This is a genomic window from Nocardia wallacei, from assembly GCF_029869545.1.
GTDB classification, from domain to species: Bacteria; Actinomycetota; Actinomycetes; order Mycobacteriales; family Mycobacteriaceae; genus Nocardia; species Nocardia wallacei_A.
The window spans coordinates 76,546-94,648 of record NZ_JARWQD010000125.1 but is presented as its reverse complement, the minus strand read 5'-3'; the positions used below and the strand labels follow the sequence as shown (position 1 = coordinate 94,648).

General features: G+C 70.3%; 20 protein-coding genes. 12 read left to right on the top strand and 8 right to left on the bottom strand.

Features of this window, described 5'->3' with window-relative positions:
• A partial coding sequence (locus QH290_RS10395) for an SCO2521 family protein (protein ID WP_280382687.1) occupies positions 1–981 on the top strand: 981 nt, incomplete at its 5' end.
• A 3-nt stretch (positions 982–984) separates the two neighbouring features.
• On the opposite strand, the gene QH290_RS10390 is transcribed toward QH290_RS10395, so the two are convergent.
• The 7 genes from QH290_RS10390 to QH290_RS10360 form a co-directional block, all read right to left on the bottom strand.
• Positions 985–1,806, bottom strand: coding sequence for a hypothetical protein (locus tag QH290_RS10390; protein WP_280268966.1), 822 nt, complete (start codon positions 1,804–1,806; stop codon positions 985–987).
• A 17-nt stretch (positions 1,807–1,823) separates the two neighbouring features.
• Complete coding sequence (locus QH290_RS10385) at positions 1,824–2,285, bottom strand: GNAT family N-acetyltransferase (protein ID WP_280268967.1); 462 nt, start codon at positions 2,283–2,285, stop codon at positions 1,824–1,826.
• A 233-nt stretch (positions 2,286–2,518) separates the two neighbouring features.
• Positions 2,519–3,721 (bottom strand): MFS transporter, encoded by a 1,203-nt coding sequence (locus QH290_RS10380; protein WP_280382691.1) that lies wholly within the window; start codon positions 3,719–3,721, stop codon positions 2,519–2,521.
• A gap of 46 nt (positions 3,722–3,767) precedes the next feature.
• Positions 3,768–4,892: a PLP-dependent cysteine synthase family protein gene (locus QH290_RS10375; protein WP_280382686.1), complete on the bottom strand. Its 1,125-nt coding sequence runs from the start codon at positions 4,890–4,892 to the stop codon at positions 3,768–3,770.
• A gap of 109 nt (positions 4,893–5,001) precedes the next feature.
• The gene (gene lpqS, locus QH290_RS10370) at positions 5,002–5,418 is read right to left on the bottom strand and encodes a putative copper homeostasis (lipo)protein LpqS (RefSeq protein WP_280268969.1); all 417 of its coding nucleotides are present in this window, start codon (positions 5,416–5,418) and stop codon (positions 5,002–5,004) included.
• 168 nt (positions 5,419–5,586) lie between these two features.
• Positions 5,587–6,189 carry an NADPH-dependent FMN reductase gene (locus QH290_RS10365; RefSeq protein WP_280268970.1) on the bottom strand — a complete coding sequence of 201 codons (603 nt, stop codon included), beginning with the start codon at positions 6,187–6,189 and terminating at the stop codon, positions 5,587–5,589.
• Positions 6,190–6,285: 96 nt separating this feature from the next.
• Positions 6,286–6,873 (bottom strand): Rv1733c family protein, encoded by a 588-nt coding sequence (locus QH290_RS10360; protein ID WP_280382685.1) that lies wholly within the window; start codon positions 6,871–6,873, stop codon positions 6,286–6,288.
• 163 nt (positions 6,874–7,036) lie between these two features.
• Between QH290_RS10360 and QH290_RS10355 the strand changes: the two genes are divergently transcribed.
• Positions 7,037–7,855, top strand: coding sequence for a maleate cis-trans isomerase family protein (locus QH290_RS10355; RefSeq protein WP_280268972.1), 819 nt, complete (start codon positions 7,037–7,039; stop codon positions 7,853–7,855).
• A complete protein-coding gene (locus tag QH290_RS10350; RefSeq protein ID WP_280268973.1) occupies positions 7,852–8,007 on the top strand; it encodes a hypothetical protein in 156 nt (51 codons plus the stop codon). The genes QH290_RS10355 and QH290_RS10350 overlap by 4 nt, the downstream gene beginning before the upstream one ends.
• Positions 8,008–8,018: 11 nt before the next feature.
• Here QH290_RS10350 and QH290_RS10345 read toward each other — a convergent pair whose 3' ends face one another.
• A complete protein-coding gene (locus tag QH290_RS10345) occupies positions 8,019–8,306 on the bottom strand; it encodes a hypothetical protein (protein ID WP_280268974.1) in 288 nt (95 codons plus the stop codon).
• A 179-nt stretch (positions 8,307–8,485) separates the two neighbouring features.
• Between QH290_RS10345 and QH290_RS10340 the strand changes: the two genes are divergently transcribed.
• The 9 genes from QH290_RS10340 (at position 8,486) to QH290_RS10300 (ending at position 18,084) form a co-directional block, all read left to right on the top strand.
• Positions 8,486–10,036: a PucR family transcriptional regulator gene (locus QH290_RS10340; RefSeq protein ID WP_280268975.1), complete on the top strand. Its 1,551-nt coding sequence runs from the start codon at positions 8,486–8,488 to the stop codon at positions 10,034–10,036.
• Between the two features lie 275 nt (positions 10,037–10,311).
• Positions 10,312–11,073: an ABC transporter permease gene (locus QH290_RS10335; protein WP_280382690.1), complete on the top strand. Its 762-nt coding sequence runs from the start codon at positions 10,312–10,314 to the stop codon at positions 11,071–11,073.
• Positions 11,073–11,876, top strand: coding sequence for an ABC transporter permease (locus QH290_RS10330; protein ID WP_280268976.1), 804 nt, complete (start codon positions 11,073–11,075; stop codon positions 11,874–11,876). The genes QH290_RS10335 and QH290_RS10330 overlap by 1 nt, the downstream gene beginning before the upstream one ends.
• Before the next feature lie 6 nt (positions 11,877–11,882).
• Complete coding sequence (locus QH290_RS10325; RefSeq protein WP_280382684.1) at positions 11,883–12,908, top strand: MlaD family protein; 1,026 nt, start codon at positions 11,883–11,885, stop codon at positions 12,906–12,908.
• Positions 12,905–13,912, top strand: a complete 1,008-nt coding sequence (locus QH290_RS10320; RefSeq protein ID WP_280382683.1) for an MlaD family protein — start codon at positions 12,905–12,907, stop codon at positions 13,910–13,912. Before QH290_RS10325 ends, QH290_RS10320 begins: the two co-directional genes overlap by 4 nt.
• Positions 13,900–14,964: an MlaD family protein gene (locus QH290_RS10315; protein WP_280382682.1), complete on the top strand. Its 1,065-nt coding sequence runs from the start codon at positions 13,900–13,902 to the stop codon at positions 14,962–14,964. The genes QH290_RS10320 and QH290_RS10315 overlap by 13 nt, the downstream gene beginning before the upstream one ends.
• Positions 14,964–16,079, top strand: a complete 1,116-nt coding sequence (locus QH290_RS10310; protein ID WP_280382681.1) for an MlaD family protein — start codon at positions 14,964–14,966, stop codon at positions 16,077–16,079. Before QH290_RS10315 ends, QH290_RS10310 begins: the two co-directional genes overlap by 1 nt.
• Positions 16,076–17,125, top strand: coding sequence for an MlaD family protein (locus QH290_RS10305; RefSeq protein WP_280382680.1), 1,050 nt, complete (start codon positions 16,076–16,078; stop codon positions 17,123–17,125). Before QH290_RS10310 ends, QH290_RS10305 begins: the two co-directional genes overlap by 4 nt.
• Positions 17,122–18,084 (top strand): MlaD family protein, encoded by a 963-nt coding sequence (locus QH290_RS10300; RefSeq protein WP_280382679.1) that lies wholly within the window; start codon positions 17,122–17,124, stop codon positions 18,082–18,084. Before QH290_RS10305 ends, QH290_RS10300 begins: the two co-directional genes overlap by 4 nt.
• Positions 18,085–18,103: the final 19 nt, after the last annotated feature.

Sequence of the window (18,103 nt, the reverse complement as noted above, 5' to 3'; positions counted from 1 at the left end):
AGCCGGGGCGGGCCCTGCCCGGCGCCCCGGGTTGCCCGCGCCCTGGGGCCCCCCGGCGTGGGGCCGCGGGCCCGGCCGCCCCCCGGCGCGGCGGCCGGGGAACTGCTGGCGCTGATGCCCGGCCGCGCGGTGCGCTGGCGCGAGCGCCCGGGCACGCTCGCCGTCTCGCCGACCACCGCGGTCGGCATCGATTGCGATCTGACGCTGGGCGAGCAGGTGGCACGCGTCGTCGGCACCGTGGCGACGAACGTGGTGCTGGCCGGTGGGCGGGTGCTGCAGTCCTCCGCCCGCACCCGGGTGGTCCGGGCGGAGGAGCGGCGGCGGCAGACCTGGTCGCACTACGTCAGTCAGAAGGGTGTCGCGGAGGTCATCAGCCGCATCCCCGAAAGGGCCACCGCCGGAGCCGGTTTGGCCGACGGCTATCTCGACGGGCCGGGCGGCGGCGACATTCTGGACCTGGCCTCGATCAGCGAACGCCTGCTGGCCCGCATCCGCGCCGACGCCCGGCTGGATCAGAGCCCGCCGGTGCGGGCGGGCACCACCCGGCTGCGCTGGGCCGCGCGCGTCGGCGGTGCCACGGCACCCACGGCGGCGCTGCACCTGGACGACGACGTGGTCCGCTCGATCCGGCTGACCGTGCGCGCGGACACCGATCTCGATGCGGCGCAACGGTTCTGCGAGGACCTGGCCGCGCACGACTGGCTGCTGACGGTGCTCGCCGGGGCCCTCGACGAGGCCGACCGCTTCGCCTCGCACAGCCGCGATCGAATGGACATCCTGGCGCCGGTGCTCGAGCACCTCACCGGGCTGTGGATGCCGGGCGCGCACACGCCCGCGGCGCTGCGCACGCTGTGGAAGGAGCTGCAGACCGAACCCGGCTTCTCCCGGCAGTGGAATACGCTGGTGTCCCGGCTGCGCGACAGTATCGCGGTGGCGACGCTGGATATCCTGCGGCACAAGGTTTTCGACGCCGACTGGTAGCGGCTACATCCGAAACCACTTGCGCACCAGCAGCGCGAAGAACACCGACATCGACACCGTCCCCGCCCACGATTCCGCCGCGAGCAGCGGCCGCGCGGCCGGACGCAGGTGCTCGGTATCCCCCGGACCCATCGGGTTGAGGAAGCTGGTCACGGTCATGTAGACGGTGTCGGCGGCCGACGGAGCGCCGTTCAGCAGCAGCCCGGCGACCGTGAACAGCAGCAATTGCACCGCCACCCAGCCCAGCAGCCAGGACGGCCGATAGCCGTGGCCGCACGTCACATACGACGCCTGTCCCGCCAGGCGCCGCCAGCCCCGCGGCAGCGCCCGCGTGCGGGCGCGGGCCAGCTGCAGCCCGCACCGGTCCTCGGCTTCGTCGTCCTCGTTCATCCGGTACAGCGCCACCGCGCGCCGCAACGCCAGCGCCGCATGCGCGTTCAGCCCGGTCGCCGACAGCTGGGCGCCGAGCCGTTCGTATTCCTCGGCGAGCAGGGAGTTCTGGCGGGTGCTGAGCCGCAGCGGTCCGCGGAATTCCACCTCCGCCGCCATCAGCGCGGCGAGGACGGCACTGGGCACCCGCCAGCCCTCCTCGTCGGGTTTCGGCTGTCCGGCGGCGGCGTACAGGTGCCGGAACACCAGCGTGTCGGAGTGCCGCCGGGCGCTGGGCGGGTCGTAGTCGGCGAGGATCGCCTCGACGTGGGTGGTGAACCTGTCCAGCCCGGCCTGCTCGGGTCGCTCGCCGCGGTCGACCTCGGCGGCGTATTCGGCTGCGCGCCTGGCGATTCGGGTCGAGACCGACGCCACGAACGACGAGATCTCGCCCATGGGCGTCAGTCTAGCGCTCAGCCCTGCAGGTGGTATTTGAACACGTCACGCGGTTCGCCCGGGCCGAAGTATCGGTCGTCGTGTTCGACGAATTCGAACCCGGCCTGTTTGAACAGGTTGCTCGCCGGGTGGTTGTCCGGCCGCACGGTCAGGTACATCACGTCGGCGCCCTGTTCCCGGAATACCTGTAGGGTGCGGTCCAGCAGCGCCCGGCCGTAGCCGAGGCCCTGGTACTGCTTGGCGACGGCGAAGGTGAACAGCAGCGCCCGGCCGGACTTCTCCAGCGTCAGCGCGTAGCCGATCACGGTGTCGTCCACCTCGGCGACCAGCCATTCGGCGCCGTGCAGGTCGAACAGCTGCCGCAGCATCAGATACAGGTACGGCTCGGCGAAGACCTCCGACTCGATGGCCGCGAGGTCGTCGAGATCGGCGAAGCGGGCCGGCCGGTAGTTCGGCAGCGGCGCCTTGGCGATGTCCATGTGCTCCCTAATCCCCGGGCATGAGCCGTCGATTCCAGACTAGAACGTCCCCTCATCAATCGGGTCAGTCTAGATGTCGCGGAATGCTTCCGTGATGCAACAGGGCCGGGCGATATCGCAAATACCGACCAGTCGGACAAATCTCCCGGCGTGGTCGCGCCGGTATGGGCGCCCGTGGGTGCCCATACCGGCAGCGAGGCGATCGACACGCGCGTTCCGCCCCTGCACGCGTGTTACCGTGCGGCGCCGACCGATTCGGGCGAGTGCGGGACCGGCGTCCGGTCCAGCCGGTACAGCGCGGCGGCCGCGACCACACCGACGGCCATGAGCCCCGCCCAGACCGCCCAGTCCGCCCCAGCGTCCCGGGCCGCGCCGACCACCGCTCCGGTGGCGAGGTTCCCGGCGAGGATGCCCACCCCGACCACGGTGTTGTAGAACCCGTAGTGCGTGGCCACCAGGCGGCCCCCGGACAGCGAGACCACGGTGTCCATCTCGAACGGGAATACCGCCGCCGTGCCGACCGCCAGGACCGCGGCCGACATCAGCAGCGCGGCGATCGCGGCCGCCGTGCCGAACCGCTGCGGACCCGAGACCAGCACCAAGGGCAGGAACGCCGCGGCCAGCACCGCCATGCCGACGACCAGTCCGCGGCCGGTCCCCCAGCGTGCGCGGAACCACGCGGTGATCCGCAGCTGGCCCGCGACCGCGACCACCCCCGACACCACGAACACCGCGGAGGTCACCGCCTGCGCGTGCGCGGGTGCCAGGTGTCCGGCCTGCAGCGGCAGCGCCAGATACACCTGGAACGACAGCACGTACGAGCCGATCATGGCGATCGCGAACGCGACGAACCGCCGGTTCGACACCACCGTGCGCCAGTCCGCGAGCACCGAGGTGCGCTCGCCGGATTCGGCGGCGCGGCGCTCCGGCAGCGCGAACAGCTGCGCCACCGTCAGCACGGCGAACACCACCGCGGCCACCGCGGCGGCCATCCGGAAGTCCAACGCCAGCAACGCGAGTCCGACCAGCGGACCGGCCAGGATGCCCGCCTGGTAGAAGATGTTGAACATCGCGAACGCCTCCACGCGGCGGCCGCCCGCGTCGGCGGCCAGATAGGCACGCACCGCCGGGTTGAACAGCGCCCCGGCGAAACCGGTTGCGGCGGAGGCGATCAGCAGCCCCGGCAGCGAGGTCGCGAAGATCAACAACCCGAAACCGGCCGTGCGCAACAGACATCCGGCCACGATCAGCGGCTTGTAGCCCAGCCGGTCGGCGAGGGTGCCACCGACGAGGAACATCCCCTGCTGGGAGAAGTTGCGCACCCCCAGCACCAGTCCGACGGCCCAGGCCGCCAGACCGAGTGGGCCCGACAGATATCCGGCCAGATACGGCATCAGCATGTAGAAGCCGAGATTGATGCCGAACTGGTTGATCATCAGCAGCCGGGCGGCGGGATCGAAGCTGCGGAATTTCCTCAGCACGTCAGCGCACCCCCTGCACACCGGCGGGCACGCTCGGGTCGACGACCGTCGTGCAGCGGGTCCACGAGCGCGCGACACGGTCGGACGGATGCGCGATGGTGTCCGGCGCGATCGGCGGATCGGCGTCCAAGAGGCCGTGTTCGGCGCAGTAGTCGTCGTTGTAGACCGTGTCGAAGTAGCGGTTCGGTCCGTCGGGGAAGACCGCGGCGATCCGGGTCTCGGCGTCGTGCGTGCCGGCGGCCCAGCCCGCGACCAGCGCCACCGCGCCCACGCTCCAGCCGCCGCTGGCGTGATGGGTGGCGGCCAGCGTGCGGGCGGCCCAGACCGCCTCGGCCGGTGCGACCCAATGGATCTCGTCGAAGGCGCCGTAGTCGACGTTGCGCGGGTGGATGCTCGATCCCAGCCCGCGCATCAGCCGCGGGCCCGCGGGCTGACCGAAGATCGTCGACGCGACGGTATCGACTCCGATGAGCTTCAGTGCCGGGTTGAACCTGCGCAGCACCCGCGCGACTCCGGCCGAGTGCCCGCCGGTGCCGACCGCGCACACCAGCACGTCCACCCCGCCCAGCTGTTCGATCAGCTCCAGCGCCAGCGGCGCGTAGCCGTCCACGTTGTCCGGATTGCCGTACTGGTCCGGGCACCAGGCGCCGGGCTCGCGCGCGAGCAGTTCCCGCACGCGGTCGCGGCGGGCCTGCTGCCAGCCGCCCTCCGGATGGGGCTCGGTCACCAGGTCGACCCGGGCCCCGTAGGCCGCCAGCATCCGCGCGACGATCGGCTCCAGGCCGGGATCGGTCACCACCGTCACCGGATGCCGGTAGACCAGACCGGCCAGCGCGAGGCCCAAACCCAAGGTGCCGCTGCTGGATTCGACGATGCGGGCGCCGGGGGCGAGGTCGCCGCGCTGCTGGGCGCGGCGCACCATGTGCAGTGCGGGGCGGTCCTTCATACCGCCGGGGTTGTAGCCCTCCAGCTTGGCCCAGAAGCCCCGCCCGGCCGGAGCCAGCGGCGCCCCGACCCACAGCACGGGGGTGTTGCCGACGAGGGTGTGCGGCCGCCGGGCCGCGCCGGGCGCCGGATCGGGGAGCGCGGGCACCTCGGCGCCCTTGTCGAGCACGAGTTCGTCCATATCTGTCGCTTTCTGTATCGAATCCGTTCCACGGGAACGGATTTCGGACGCATGCGGGCAGGCGGACACCGACCGGCGACCCGTTGGGTCCCGGTCTGGCGCTGACCGATCAGCGTCGTGCGATACAGAAATGCGTGAGAATGTCGCGGCCGCCCGCGACCGGCAGGCGCGCGGTGGGCGGACCGCGCGGGCGGTGCAGCGACGGCAGTGCCACCTCGGCGGGCACGGGGACCGTCGCGAACAGCGTCGTGACCAGCCGCTGGGGTGCGGCGACACCGTGGTCGCCGGGCAGCATCGAATCCGGTACGCAGTGCCCGAAATGCGTCGGGCAGCCGGTGTCGACGGGATGGCGCACGCAGTGCCCGAGGATCGGGCCGCTCTCGACGGGCGCCGCCTGCGGCCGGACGGGGCTCGGCCCGTGGGTGTGCGGGGCGGCGAGCGCCTCCGCGCAGTGCAGCAGCGGCACCACGAGGGCGACCGCCGCGAGGAGGATCAGCAGTGGGGCGGCGAACCGTGGTCTACCCATGGAAGACCTCCCGTCCTCGAAGCCACCGCACCACCGATACCGTCGACCGTCCTGCTCGACCGCCCACGATACGCGGCCGTCATCCCGGCGCAACATATCGCGGCCCCAGGGCTGGGGATGTGGTCGATCACACCCGCTACCATACCCCCCTAGTGTATTAAGTCAAGATCACGGCGCGGTCCCGGGATAGGCCATCTCGGCCCTGGCCTGCCGCAGCGCCCGTGCCCACCAGCACAACTCGTCCAGCAGCACGTCCGCGGCGCGGTTGACCGCGTGCGCGTCCTTCGGCCGCCCGGCGTCGTCGAACCGCTCCCAGAACTGGGCGAAGCCGACCGTCTCGCGCACGGTCACCGCCCGCAGTTCGGCGAACACCGGCCGCAACTGCTCCACCGCGCGCAGCCCACCCGACACCCCGCCGTAGCTGACGAAGCCGACCGCCTTGGCACGCCATTCCGGATTGACCGAATCGATCGCCAGCTTCAACGCGGCCGGATATCCGCGGTTGTACTCCGGCGTGACGACGACGAAAGCGTCTGCGGCACCGACCCGTTCGGCCCACGCCCGCACCTCCGGCGAGGTGTAGTCACCGTAGGGCACGGGCTTCTCCTGCTGTGTGAGCGGCAATCGGATCTCCGCCAGATCGACCACGTCCAGATCGATATCCTCGCGCGCCTCGATCCGCTCCCGCATCCACGACGCCACCACGGGCCCGAACCTGCCCTCCCGCACGCTCCCGCACACGAGCGCAACCCGAACCGGTGTCGAATTCATGAACTACCTCCTGTGGCAATAGATCTGCACCGAAGGTAGAACCACAACTAAAGTTGAGGTCAAATGCGGAGCGGTCCGGCCCGCGCTCCCGCGCGGCTAGAGCTGCCCGACGCCGAACCGGCGCCACTCGGCCTCGAGCTGCCGGACGGTGTGCCGCTGTTGCACGTAACGCACTGCCGCGCAGGCGAATCCGCAGACGACGGCGGTGCCCGCGAGCAGTGCGAGCCCGGCGGTGACGCCGCCCACCGCGGCGGTGCCCGCCGGGGCCGGAGGCTGGGTCGGCGCATGCCCGGCGTCGAGCCACACGGTCGTCTCCCCTCCGGGCGCGACGGTCTCGGTCACCGGTACCGCGGCGGTGCCGGTGCGGCCGTCGTGCACCCAGCGGACCGGAACCCGCGGATCACCGTCTTGCCCAGCCTGTTCCGACCCGCCGGTGACCGTCGCCACGACCGGCGTCTTCGAGGCGTCCTCGGCCCGCAGGCGTTCGGCGTAGCCGGTATAGGTCGCGGTGCCGACCGCGCCCGCGATCGGCACCGCCACCAGGCACACCAGCACCGCGACGAGCCGAACGGCGGCCAGGATGCGATCGGACCGCCGCATCAGCGGATTGGTGCTCCACGGCGCGGTCCGCAGGATTCTCCATCCGATCGAGGAGTACTCCACCACCTCGATCACCTCCCTCATCGCCCACACCCGGTGGACCGGCCACGTCGCGCGACCTCGCGGCACCGACGAACCGGCACACCGGAACGTTCACACTCCGCCTGTACCCGTTATGTCGCCGGTAACCCGGCTCGCGCTACCGCGATCTCGCGACGGGTCCGCCGCGGCCCTAGCATCCGGGCGTATGGGTAGGACACCGCGCCTGGGCTTGCTGTATCCGACACCGAATTCGGGTGAGGACGATTTCCTGGATCTCGCGGGGCGGCTGCGCCCGGCCCTCGATCTCGACATCATCTACTTCCCGTGGCCCGACGACGTCGGCGACCTGGCGGCGCTGACCGTCGAGCAGGTCGTCGACGCCCTGCGGCGGCTCGGGTCGGCGGCACATCTGGAGCGGACGCTGCCCGGTGCCCTCGCCGGTCGCGACGTCGACGCGGTGGCCTTCGCGGTCACCAGCTCCAGCTTCCTGGACGGCTCCGCCGGTGTCGCGCGGCAGGTGCGGGCCCTCGGTCGCCTGACCGGGCTCCCGGCCACCAGCACCACGGTGGCCTACCAGCAGGCCCTCGGCCACCTGTCGCTTCGCCGCGTCGCGCTGGCCTCGGTGTACAGCCCGCAGGTATCCGACCATTTCGTCGAGCGGGTGCGGGAGGCGGGGGCCGAGGTGGTGCGCCGCGTCGACGCCTCCGCGGGCTCGGACCGGCAGCTGGCCGCATGGCCGCCGGACCGGATCGTGGATCTGGTCGCCCGGGCCGCGCATCCCCGGGCGCAGGCGATCCTGCTCCCGGAGACCGCCCTGCACGCCGACGCGCTCACCGCCGACCTCGAACGCGCCGCGGGCTGCCCGGTGCTCACCGCCACCCAGGTGACACTGTGGGCCGCCGCCCGGCTGCTGGAAGTACCCGCCGTCGCGACGGCCGCGGGTCCACTGTTCTCGCCCCCCGCGACGCAATCGGATCGGATCACACCCCCGACTACGGGCGGCTCATCGCCGCCTGCCGGGTGAGCGGTGACGGCAGCTCGGCCGTCACCGACCACAATGCCGCGGCGATACGCTCCGGCCACAGCGCCGACGACATCTACCCCGCCGCGATCGCCCGCGCCGAGATGGCCTTCGACCTATTGGAGAACGGCTTCGCCGCAACGCCTTCCGCGTGACGCGCCGCGTGCTACCCGACCGTCAGATCCCGGTGCCTGCCGTCCTGCGGGTCCTCGAGGAATCCGTGACAACCGCAGCGCAGGTCGTGGGCGCAGAATATCCAGGTGCCACTGTCGTGGCCGAAGCGCCCGTCCGCCCGCCCGCGACAGTCTCCGCTCACCGGATCGTGCGTGTAGTACATATGCCCGCACAGCGCACATCGATCGTGTAATTCGTGCCTCGAGGACACCACCATCCACACGATGTACGAGCACGCTGCGGCGACCACGGCAATCTGCAGCAGATGCGACGAATACATTTGTAGCCCTCACCTCATCGGGGCGCATGACACGGCATATGCGCCTCCTGCATCAAGAGTGACCCATCGAACACCGGGCGCGAGTGTCCGATTCGCACAACTTGACGATGTACCATTGTCGGCGTTACACAGCGCCCCGACCGGGCGCCGGATCGTCGAGAGTTGCGGCCGGATATCCCATGGTGAAGTTGGATCGCCTGATCAACATCCTGAGCAGGCACGGCACGCGGCTGTACGGGGCGGCGGCGACCCGCGACATCGAGCTGTACAGCGTGACGGTCCACGACCCGATCCGGCCGCACTCGGCCGTCGGCGACGTCTTCCTCGCCGTCGGGATCGCGGACCTGCCGCAGGCCTTCGCGCTCGCGGCGGAGACCCGGGCCACAGTCGTCATCGCCCGCACCACCGAGCGGCCGACCCGCGAGCTGCTCGAGCAGCTGGAGGCCGCCGGAACCGCGCTGCTGCTCAGCGATCCGGCGGTGTCGTGGAGCCAGATCGCCTCGGTCGTCTACGGCTTGGTGCTCGAGGGCCGGGAGACCGAGTCGGGCCGGGGCCCCAGCGATCTGTTCGCCCTGGCCGACACCATCGCCGCCGCGCTCGACGCCCCGGTGACGATCCAGGACGAACTGTTCCGGGTCATGGCGTATTCGAGCACCCCGCGAGATATGGATCCGGTCCGGCTGGACACCATTCTCGGGCGGCGGACGCCGGACCGCGTGCGCACGCTGCTCGAGCAGCAGGGCGTGTTCGAGCACCTGGCCCGCAGCGATGCGCCGATCCATGTCGGACCGGCCCCGGAGCACGGACTGCGCGGCCGGACGGTCGTGGCCGTCCGGGCCGGGCGCGAACTGCTGGGGTCGCTGTGGATCTCGTGCGACGAGGCCCCCGACGGCACCCGCGGCCGGATTCTGAAGGACGGCGCCCACACGGTGGCACTGCATCTGCTGCGTTCGCGCGTGAGCGCCGATCTGGAGCGGCAGGTCGAGTCCGAGCTGGTGATCCAGCTGATCGAGGGCGGCCCGGATGCCGAGGCCGCCGTCGGGAAGCTGGGGCTGCCCGCCGAACATCTGCGCGTGATCGCGTTGCAGGCGCACACCGAACTCGAACGGCACGCCGGAATCCTGCTCGCGTTCGAACGGGCCACCACCGGATTCGGATGGTCCCGCGTCGGCCGCAGCACGCTGTTCGGCAATACCGTCTATACGGTGCTCCCGGCGGGCGACCCCGAACCGGCGCTGCGCTGGGTGCGCGAGCTCGCCGCCGGATTGCCGTCACACGTCCGCGTCGTCGCCGGTATCGGCGGGGTCGCCACCGTGCGGGAGGTGCCCGCGAGCCGCGAGGAGGCCGACGAGTGCATGGCGCTGCACACGCGCTCCGCCGACGATGCGCCGGTGTGCTACGACACCGCCTGGGACCGCGTGCTGATCCAGCGCCTGAAGTCGGTCGCGTCCAGCGGCCGCCTGCCCTCGCGAGGTCCCGTCGCGCGGCTGGCACGGCATGACGACCACAACGACACCGACTACCTGCCGACCCTGAAGGCCTGGCTGGAAGCACACGGGGATGCGGCGCTGGCCGCCGCGGCGCTCGACGTGCACCCCAACACCGTTCGCAACCGCATCAGGCAGATGCGCCGAATCACCGACCTCGCCCTCGACGACCCCCGCAAGCGCACCGCACTGCTGATCGCCCTGTCCGTGCGCGTACCCGACGATCGGACGCCGGCCCGCTGATCCCTGGTCCTCGGCCGGGCACTCGCACCGAGCCGTGCGGTGGCGGTGGGTTGTGACCCTGACGCCGTATTCTTCGCTGCCGGTTGGGATCTGACCCAAGGTTGCCGCATTCGGTACCGGATCAATGGAATCCGGTCGTACCAATGAAGCCGACTGATAAGCCGCACCGGATCCGTCATCGCGGACAGAACTGGAAAGTTGTTGTGACAGTAGACTCTTCGGCCGCCGCAGTGCGCGTGTTGCGGGACAACGTCGCCGCCACGGCGGTGTCGTCGATGCGGACCTTCGGGCGCGCGGTGCGCATGGCCGAGCAGGCGGTACTCGGCACGGTGACCGACCTCGTCCGCGGCCGGATGCGGTGGCGCGATGCCATCGCGCAGGGCTGGTGGCTGGTGACGGTGACCGCGATACCCGCCATCCTGATGGCGATTCCGTTCGGAGTCATCGTCTCGGTGCAGGTCGGCAACCTCATCCGCAGCCTGGGCGCCGACTCGCTGCTGGGCGCGACCGGCGGGCTCGGCGTCATCAAACAGGGCGCGCCGCTGGCCACCGGATTCCTGCTCGGCGGGGCGGGTGCGGCGGCGATCGCCGCGGACCTCGGCTCGCGCACCATCCGCGAGGAGATCGATGCCCTGAACACCATGGGGATCAGTCCCGTTCACCGGCTGGTGATCCCGCGCCTGGTCGGCATGCTGCTGGTGGCCCCGTTGCTGAATGTGCTGATCATCTTCGTCGGGGTGATCGCCGGGTACGCGGTGGCCGTCGGCGGCCAGAACGTGACGCCCGGCAGCTACTGGGCCACGTTCGGGTCGTTCACCACGCTCGCCGACGTCTGGGTGTCGCTGGCCAAGGCGACGATCTTCGGCCTGCTGGTGGTGGTGATCGCCTGTCAGCGCGGCCTGGAGGCCAGGGGCGGCCCGCGCGGTGTGGCCGATGCGGTGAATGCCGCCGTGGTGCTGTCGATCGTGGCGATCGTCGTGGTGAATCTGGTGATCACGCAGATCACCGCGCTGTTCCTGCCGACGAGGCTGGCCTGATGACGGTAGCGACCCGGGTCGAATCACTCGGCTTCACACTGGTATTCACCGGACAGGTGCTGTCGGCGATCCCGTTGACGCTCAAGCGATATCGCGCCGAGACGATGCGGGCGATCTCCGATATGACCTGGGGTGCCGGGTCGGTGATCGTCGGCGGCGGCACCGTGCCGATGATGGTCGTGCTCGGAGTGGTCACGGGCGGATCGGTGGCGATCGAATCCTTCGCCACGCTCGACATTCTCGGCATGGGCCCGGTGACCGGCCTGGTCTCGGCCTATGCCATCACCCGCGAACTGGCACCGATCGCCGCGGCCGTCGGATTCGCCGGGCAGGCGGGCTGCCGGATGACCGCGGAGATCGGCGCCATGCGGATCAACGAGGAGATCGACGCGCTCGAGGCGCTGGGGCTGCGGTCGGTGCCGTTCGTGGTGACCACCCGCGTGATCGCGGGCGCGGTGGCGATGGTGCCGACATTCCTGATCGCGCTGATCCTGTCGTATCTGGCGTGCCGCGGGCTGATCACGCTGGTGCACGGTCAGTCCGCGGGCGTCTACGACCACTACTTCGCTCAGTTCGTGTCCGGATTCGACATGGCCGCCGCGGTGGTCAAGGTGGCGGTGTTCGCCATCGTCGTCATCCTGGTGCATTCCTACTACGGGTTCTTCGCCGCCGGCGGCCCCGAGGGTGTGGGGATCGCGTCGGGCCGCGCCGTGCGAGCCAGTTCGGTGGCGATCATCGCTATCGACATGGTGCTGTCGATCATGCTGTGGGGGTTCGACTCCGCGGTGAGCTTCACGGGGTGAATGCCGTTGCCGAACTATGGAATTCCCGGAGTCGCGATCGATCGCCGTCGTTCGCTGGTGACCGGCGCCGTCGTCGTCACGGTCGCGGTGGTCCTCGCGCTCGCGGCGACCGGGTACCGCGCGACCCGTGCCGAGCAGGGCCTGCGAATCGTGGTGCGCACCAGTCATATCGGCGACGGCATCGTGGCGGGAACGCAGGTGCGGCTCGACGGCGTGCGGGTCGGCCGGGTCACCGGCATCGCGCCCGCCGGTCGCGGCACCCAGGACATCGCGGTCCGGCTGGATTCGGAGCGGCCGCCCGGCCTGGACTCCAGCCTGCGGGTGGACTACGCGACCGGAAACCTGTTCGGCATCAGCGAGATTCAGCTTCGCCGCGGTCCCGGCGGGCCACCGCTGCGGCCGGGAACGGTGCTGAACCTGACCGCCACCGATGCGACGTACGACGCGACGATGGGCAACCTGTTGCGCAGTGTGGCGCAGGTCGAGGACTCCGTGCTGACGCCGCAGCTGGCGACCCTGCTGGCCACCCTGGCCGCCGACACCCGGGCGTTCACGCCGTTCCTGGAGTCGGTGATCACCCTGGCGCGCACCGTCACCGAGGTGCAGCAGGTGCCGCTGTCACTGATCCTGGGCCGCTTCGGGACGACCCTCGACGGTGGCGGCGACTTCGTGGATTCCATCATCGACCTGCTCGACCGGGTGTACCGGATCGAGACGCTGCGCCACGACCGCGACCGGATCGACGGCGGCATCGCGATGGTGGTCGACCAGCTGCTGCCCGGCGTGGCGCGGGACCTGCGGTACGCCGAAACGGGATTCGCCGGTTATACCGCGCTGGCGATACCGATATTGGACCTGGTGGCGCAGGCCGTTCCGGATTCTCGCCGATCCGGCGCGGAGCTGCGCGAGCTGATCGACCGCGTGGCCGCGGCGATGCCCGACACTCCCGAGGGCCCGGTACTGCAGGCCGAGGTGGACCTGCGCAACATCCCCGTGCTCGCGAACCCGACAGCGAACGGAGGCGGACGATGAGGCCGGTGCGCGGCGCCGCATGGCGGCTTGCCCTGTTCGCCGTGGTGACCGGCGTGCTGCTGGCCGCGATCGTCACGGCCATCCGGCAGCCGGTCGACGGCGATACCGACACCTATACCGCGGTGTTCAGCGACGTCAACGGCCTGCGCACCGGCGACGATGTGCGCCTGCGCGGCGTCGCGGTGGGACAGGTGGAATCCATTGTGCGACAAGGAAATAACGCCGAGGTCCGGTTCGGGCTCACCGCCTCGGCCCCGCTGTTCGACAACAGCAGGCTCGCGGTCCGCTATCAGAATCTCGTCGGGCAGCGCTACATCGACGTGCAGCACGCACCCGAGGCCGGTGCCCGGCTGCGCCCCGGAGCCACCGTGGGCGTCGACCACACCGTGCCCTCCTTCGACGTGACCAGCCTGTTCAACGGCCTCGAACCGGTGCTGGCGACGCTGTCCCCGGAGAAACTCAACGCATTCACCACGAACATGCTCGCCGTGATCGAGGGGAACGGCAGCGGTGTCGGCCCGGCGCTGGAGGCCATGGGCGACATGTCCGCGTACGTCACCGACCGCCAGCATGTCATCACCACCCTGGTGCGCAACATGTCCGAGATCAACGACAGGATCGGCGGCTCCTCCGCACCGCTGATCACGCTGCTCGGCAACGCCGCCGACATCTTCGATTCCCTGCAGCGCAACGTCGTCGGGCTGATCGACTTCTCGCTCACCGCACCACCGGTGCTGAAACCGGCCGACAATCTACTGGCCACCCTCGGCTTCACCGAGAACGAGAATCCCGATATCGAGGCGATCCTGCGCCTGCTCATACCCGACCCGGGGATGGTCGTCGACATCCTCGCCCGGCTGCCGGGCGCGCTCGCCGCGCTCAATGCCTCCATCCCACAGCGGATTCCGGGTTCGTCACCGGTGTGCAGCAAGGGGCAGGCCCCCGTGCCGCAGCCACTGCAGGTACTCGTCGCAGCACAGCGGGTGTCGATATGCCACGCCTGAGCAGACTGCCGCGCCGGGTGCGCCGCGCCCTGGCCGGACGTGACGAGATCAGCACGCGGAGAAGGGAATTCGGGCTCGGCGCCCTCGGTGCCGTCCTGGTGGTGCTCGCGCTGCTGGCCACCGCCGCGGTGTACGCGATCCCCTTCGGGCGCACCACCTACACCGCCGAACTCACCGAGGCCGAGACGGTGAAGCCCGGCGACGAGGTGCGCGTGGCCGGTATCCCGGTGGGCGAGGTGGAGGAACTCGAGCTGCATCCGGACAAGGTGCTCATGCGGTTCACCGTCGATTCCGACGTCTTCGTCGGCGCGCAGACCACACTGGATGTGCGGATGCTCACCCTCGTCGGCGGGCACTACGTGGCCCTGTTCTCCGAGGGTTCGACACCGTTGGGCAGCAAGACCATTGCCTCCGACCGCGTCCGGCTGCCCTACAGCCTCATGGAGACGTTCCAGGATGCCGTCGACCCGGTCCGCGGTCTCGACGGCGGTACCCTGCGCGACAATCTGTCGGCCCTCGCCGACTCGATCACCGCGGCACCCGGCAGTCTGCGCGAAATGATCACCGGCGCAGAACATCTCGTCGACATCCTGAACAAGCAGCGCACCGACGTGTCGAAGGCGATCGCGGTCGCGCAGGAGTATCTCGGCGTGGTCGACCTGGGTAAGGGGCAGCTGCGCCGGATGATCGAGAAGATCGCCCTGTTGCAGACGCTCATGGGCAACAACCGCGCCGAGGTGTTCGAGGCCGTCACCCTGCTGCGCTCGGTGTTCGGCCGCGTCGCCGCCCTGCAGCCGTCGTGGGAGACGACGCTGAAACCGATGGCCCGGCAGCTGGCCGACGCCATCGACGAACTCGAGGACATCGGCGACAAGCTCACCGCCCTCCTCGACTCGGTGCACGGCATCGGACAGCGGCTGACCGGGATGGTCCTGCCCGACGGACAGGTCCGGGTGGGCGATCCCGCCGCGACCGTCGTGGCCCCGCCGCCGGTGGATCCCGCGGCGCTGCTCGGGCAGCTCTGCATCCCGGTTCCCGGAAGGGCATGCTGATGGCCCGCCCGACCGTTCTGCACGCCGTGCTCGGATCCCGGGTCACCATGTCCGTCGCCGGGGCCCTCGCGCTGGTCGTGGTCGCCATCCTCGGCTACCTCGTCGTCGCCGATCCGCTGCGCAAGCAGCTCACCTACTGCGCGCTGATGCCCGACAGTGTCGGACTGTACGCGGGCAACCACGTCACGATGCGCGGCATCCCCGTCGGCACGGTCACCTCCATCCGCCCGGCCGCCGACAAGGTGCGCGTCGATTTCCGCGTCGACGCCGAACATCCGGTGCTCGCCGACGCGGCCGCCACCACCCTCTCGCGCACCATCACCACCGACCGTGACCTGGCCGTCCTGCACAGCGGGACCGTCCTCGAACGCTGGGATCCGGGACGGTGCATCACCACGACGCTCACGCCCAAGAGCCTGACCGAAACCTTGCACGCGGTGGCCCGGCTGTCCCAGCAACTGCTCGGCGCCGACCCGGCACGCGACGACGCGATCGGCAGGCTGGTCACGCAGTTGCATGCGGCCACCGCGGGAACGGGACCGCAACTCAACACCATCATCGAGAAGATCGGTGCCGCGCTGGACCATCCCGACGCCGCCATCGGCAGGCTGTCGTCCATCCTCGACAGCCTCGCCGCGCTGGCCGACAGCATCGCCACCCACTGGGGCACGATCGACCGGATGGTGCTGGGTCTGGAATCGGTGCTGATCCAGGTGAACAACGAGCTGTTCAGCCAGACCACCACCATCATCGATCACTACCGGCGCGTCCTGCCCATGCTCAACGACATCACCACGATGTTCGGCGACCCGATCTTCCTGCTGCTCGATGCGTCGGTGCCGTTGATCCGGTTCCTCGGTGCGAATATCGCGACGCTGCGCCAGATCATCGACATGGTTCCGGTGCTCACCGACGCGTTCACCGCGGTCCTCGACCCGCGCACCGGTGCCCCCGGGCTCACCGTCGCGCCACCGCGGGTCGCCATCCCCTCCCCCGAGGCCGAAAAGATCTGCGCGGCAGTCGATGCCGTCGTGCCGGGCCACTGCACGGTGGACGGCCCCATGGCGACCATCGATCCGGTACGGACGATCCTCGCGACGGCAGGTGCACGATGATTCGCCAACTGGCCATTCTCACGACCGTATTGACTTGCGGCGCTTGCGCGTTCGATCCGTCGGCGCTGCCGCTGCCCGGCACCGGTGTCGTCGGATCCGCCTATCACCTCCGCATCGAGTTCGCCGATGTGCTCAATCTGCCCGCGCGCGCGAAGGTGATCGCCAACGGTGCGCAGATCGGTGTCGCGACCGATATCCGTCTGGCACAGCCGGATCGATCCCCCGGCGGCGGAGGTCATGTCATCGTCGAGGCCGATATCGACACCGATGTGGACCTGCCCGCCACGACGACGGCGGCGCTACGGCAGAACACGCTGCTCGGTGACATCCATATCGCGCTGACCACGCCCGCGGACGGTTTCGCCCGGCTGCTGCGCGACGGCGACACCATCCCCGTGACCCAGACCCGGCCCGCGGTGCGCATCGAGGACACCCTCGCCGGAATAGCCACCTTCGTGCAGGGCGGGGCGATCAATCACCTGCAGGACACGGTCACCCAGCTCAACGGCGTACTCCCGGACGATCCCGCACAGACGGCCCGCATCTTCCAGGTACTGGGCGCCGACTCCGTCGACCTGGCCGCCAATGTCGATCAGGTCGACGCGCTGCTCGACGGCCTCACCAAGGATTCGGCGGTCATGCACCGCCAGCGCGACACCCTCGCCGAACTGCTCACCGACCCGGCCGTCGAGCACCTGTCGGCCGCCGTCGCCACCATCGTCGACGTCATCTCGGTGCTCGGCGGCATGGCTCCGGTCGCGCACGCGCTCACCTGGCTCGCACCGGTCACCCAGTCCGCCGACGACGCGCTGACGGCGATCTTCCCGCTACTGTTCACCAGCCGGCCGCTGGATCTGCGGGCGCCCTCGAACCTCAACGCCTTCGTGGCGGTGATCCGCGACAAGATCATCCCGTGGGTCGAGCACGGGCCCAAGGTGCACCTGCGCCGGACGACCGTCACCGCCGAGCACGGTCCGCCGATTCCCGCCGACGAGCAGACCGAGCAGATCGTGCGCGCGCTGCGGATGGTCGGAGCGGTGCGATGAGGGCGCGATCGGTGCTGTCGCTCGGCGCGATCGCCGCGGTCTCGGTACTCGGCTCCGCCTACCTCACGGTCGGGGTCGTGGGCTGGGATCCGTTCGCCGACCACACCACCCTCACCATGCGCGTGCCCGACTCCGGGGGCCTCGCCGCCGGATCGCCCGTCCTGCTGTCCGGGATCGAGGTGGGTGAGATCGCCGCCGTCGACTCGGCCGCGTCCGGTGTCGAGGTCACGATGGCCATCCGATCCGCCTACCGGATGCCCGCCGACAGCCTCGTCACCATCGAGAACCTCTCGTGGCTGGGTGAGCCCTACGTGGAATTCGCGCCGCGATCGGCCAGCGACCGATACCTGACCGACGGTGCGACGGTCGATACCGCGCAGGTGCGGCCGCCGCTGTCGATTCCGGAGCTGGCCCGGCTGGTCACCCGGGTGCTCGATCAGATCGATCCGGCCGCCGCCGGCGCGCTCGTCGGCACCTTCACCGAGGCACTCACCGGAACCGAGGCGGTCGTGCCGGAGCTGTCGCGCTCGACCGGGCTGCTCGCCGCCGCCCTCGCCGACCGCGCCCCGCGGATCGGGGAACTGCTGCGCGACCTGCAAACCATCGCGCCGGACATGGCGGACGCCGGTCCCGCCATGACGGTCGCCAGGCCGCCGCTGGTGGAATTCGGCGATCGTGTCGACGCGATCGCCGAGGCGATCGGACGGCTGTTCCGCACCGGCGACGCGCCCCGGATGTATCAGCAGGACATGGGCCTGGTGCCGTTCGTGGAGCGGCTCGGCCCCTGGATCGAGGAGGTCGGCCCGCAGTTGGCACCGCTGGCCCCGATGCTCCAGCCCCTGGTCCACGCCGTCGTCTCGGTGCTTCCCCGCATCGATCTCGGCGGCCTCATCTCCGCGGCCCTGGCCTCCACCGGCCCCGGCGACGGCGCGATCCACCTGCGGATCGCCGTGAAATAGCACGAAATCCGAACAGCAC

What these genes read in the sequence shown, in the direction of transcription:
- QH290_RS10380 (WP_280382691.1), bottom strand. Translation starts at nt 3,721, where the DNA reads ATGATCAACCAGTTCGGCATCAATCTCGGCTTCTACATGCTGATGCCG.
- QH290_RS10385 (WP_280268967.1), bottom strand. Translation starts at nt 2,285, where the DNA reads ATGGACATCGCCAAGGCGCCGCTGCCGAACTACCGGCCGGCCCGCTTC.
- QH290_RS10300 (WP_280382679.1), top strand. Translation starts at nt 17,122, where the DNA reads ATGAGGGCGCGATCGGTGCTGTCGCTCGGCGCGATCGCCGCGGTCTCG.
- lpqS (WP_280268969.1), bottom strand. Translation starts at nt 5,418, where the DNA reads ATGGGTAGACCACGGTTCGCCGCCCCACTGCTGATCCTCCTCGCGGCG.
- QH290_RS10340 (WP_280268975.1), top strand. Translation starts at nt 8,486, where the DNA reads ATGGTGAAGTTGGATCGCCTGATCAACATCCTGAGCAGGCACGGCACG.
- QH290_RS10310 (WP_280382681.1), top strand. Translation starts at nt 14,964, where the DNA reads ATGGCCCGCCCGACCGTTCTGCACGCCGTGCTCGGATCCCGGGTCACC.
- QH290_RS10305 (WP_280382680.1), top strand. Translation starts at nt 16,076, where the DNA reads ATGATTCGCCAACTGGCCATTCTCACGACCGTATTGACTTGCGGCGCT.
- QH290_RS10365 (WP_280268970.1), bottom strand. Translation starts at nt 6,189, where the DNA reads ATGAATTCGACACCGGTTCGGGTTGCGCTCGTGTGCGGGAGCGTGCGG.
- QH290_RS10355 (WP_280268972.1), top strand. Translation starts at nt 7,037, where the DNA reads ATGGGTAGGACACCGCGCCTGGGCTTGCTGTATCCGACACCGAATTCG.
- QH290_RS10315 (WP_280382682.1), top strand. Translation starts at nt 13,900, where the DNA reads ATGCCACGCCTGAGCAGACTGCCGCGCCGGGTGCGCCGCGCCCTGGCC.
- QH290_RS10345 (WP_280268974.1), bottom strand. Translation starts at nt 8,306, where the DNA reads ATGTATTCGTCGCATCTGCTGCAGATTGCCGTGGTCGCCGCAGCGTGC.
- QH290_RS10360 (WP_280382685.1), bottom strand. Translation starts at nt 6,873, where the DNA reads ATGAGGGAGGTGATCGAGGTGGTGGAGTACTCCTCGATCGGATGGAGA.
- QH290_RS10335 (WP_280382690.1), top strand. Translation starts at nt 10,312, where the DNA reads ATGCGGACCTTCGGGCGCGCGGTGCGCATGGCCGAGCAGGCGGTACTC.
- QH290_RS10390 (WP_280268966.1), bottom strand. Translation starts at nt 1,806, where the DNA reads ATGGGCGAGATCTCGTCGTTCGTGGCGTCGGTCTCGACCCGAATCGCC.
- QH290_RS10320 (WP_280382683.1), top strand. Translation starts at nt 12,905, where the DNA reads ATGAGGCCGGTGCGCGGCGCCGCATGGCGGCTTGCCCTGTTCGCCGTG.
- QH290_RS10330 (WP_280268976.1), top strand. Translation starts at nt 11,073, where the DNA reads ATGACGGTAGCGACCCGGGTCGAATCACTCGGCTTCACACTGGTATTC.
- QH290_RS10375 (WP_280382686.1), bottom strand. Translation starts at nt 4,892, where the DNA reads ATGGACGAACTCGTGCTCGACAAGGGCGCCGAGGTGCCCGCGCTCCCC.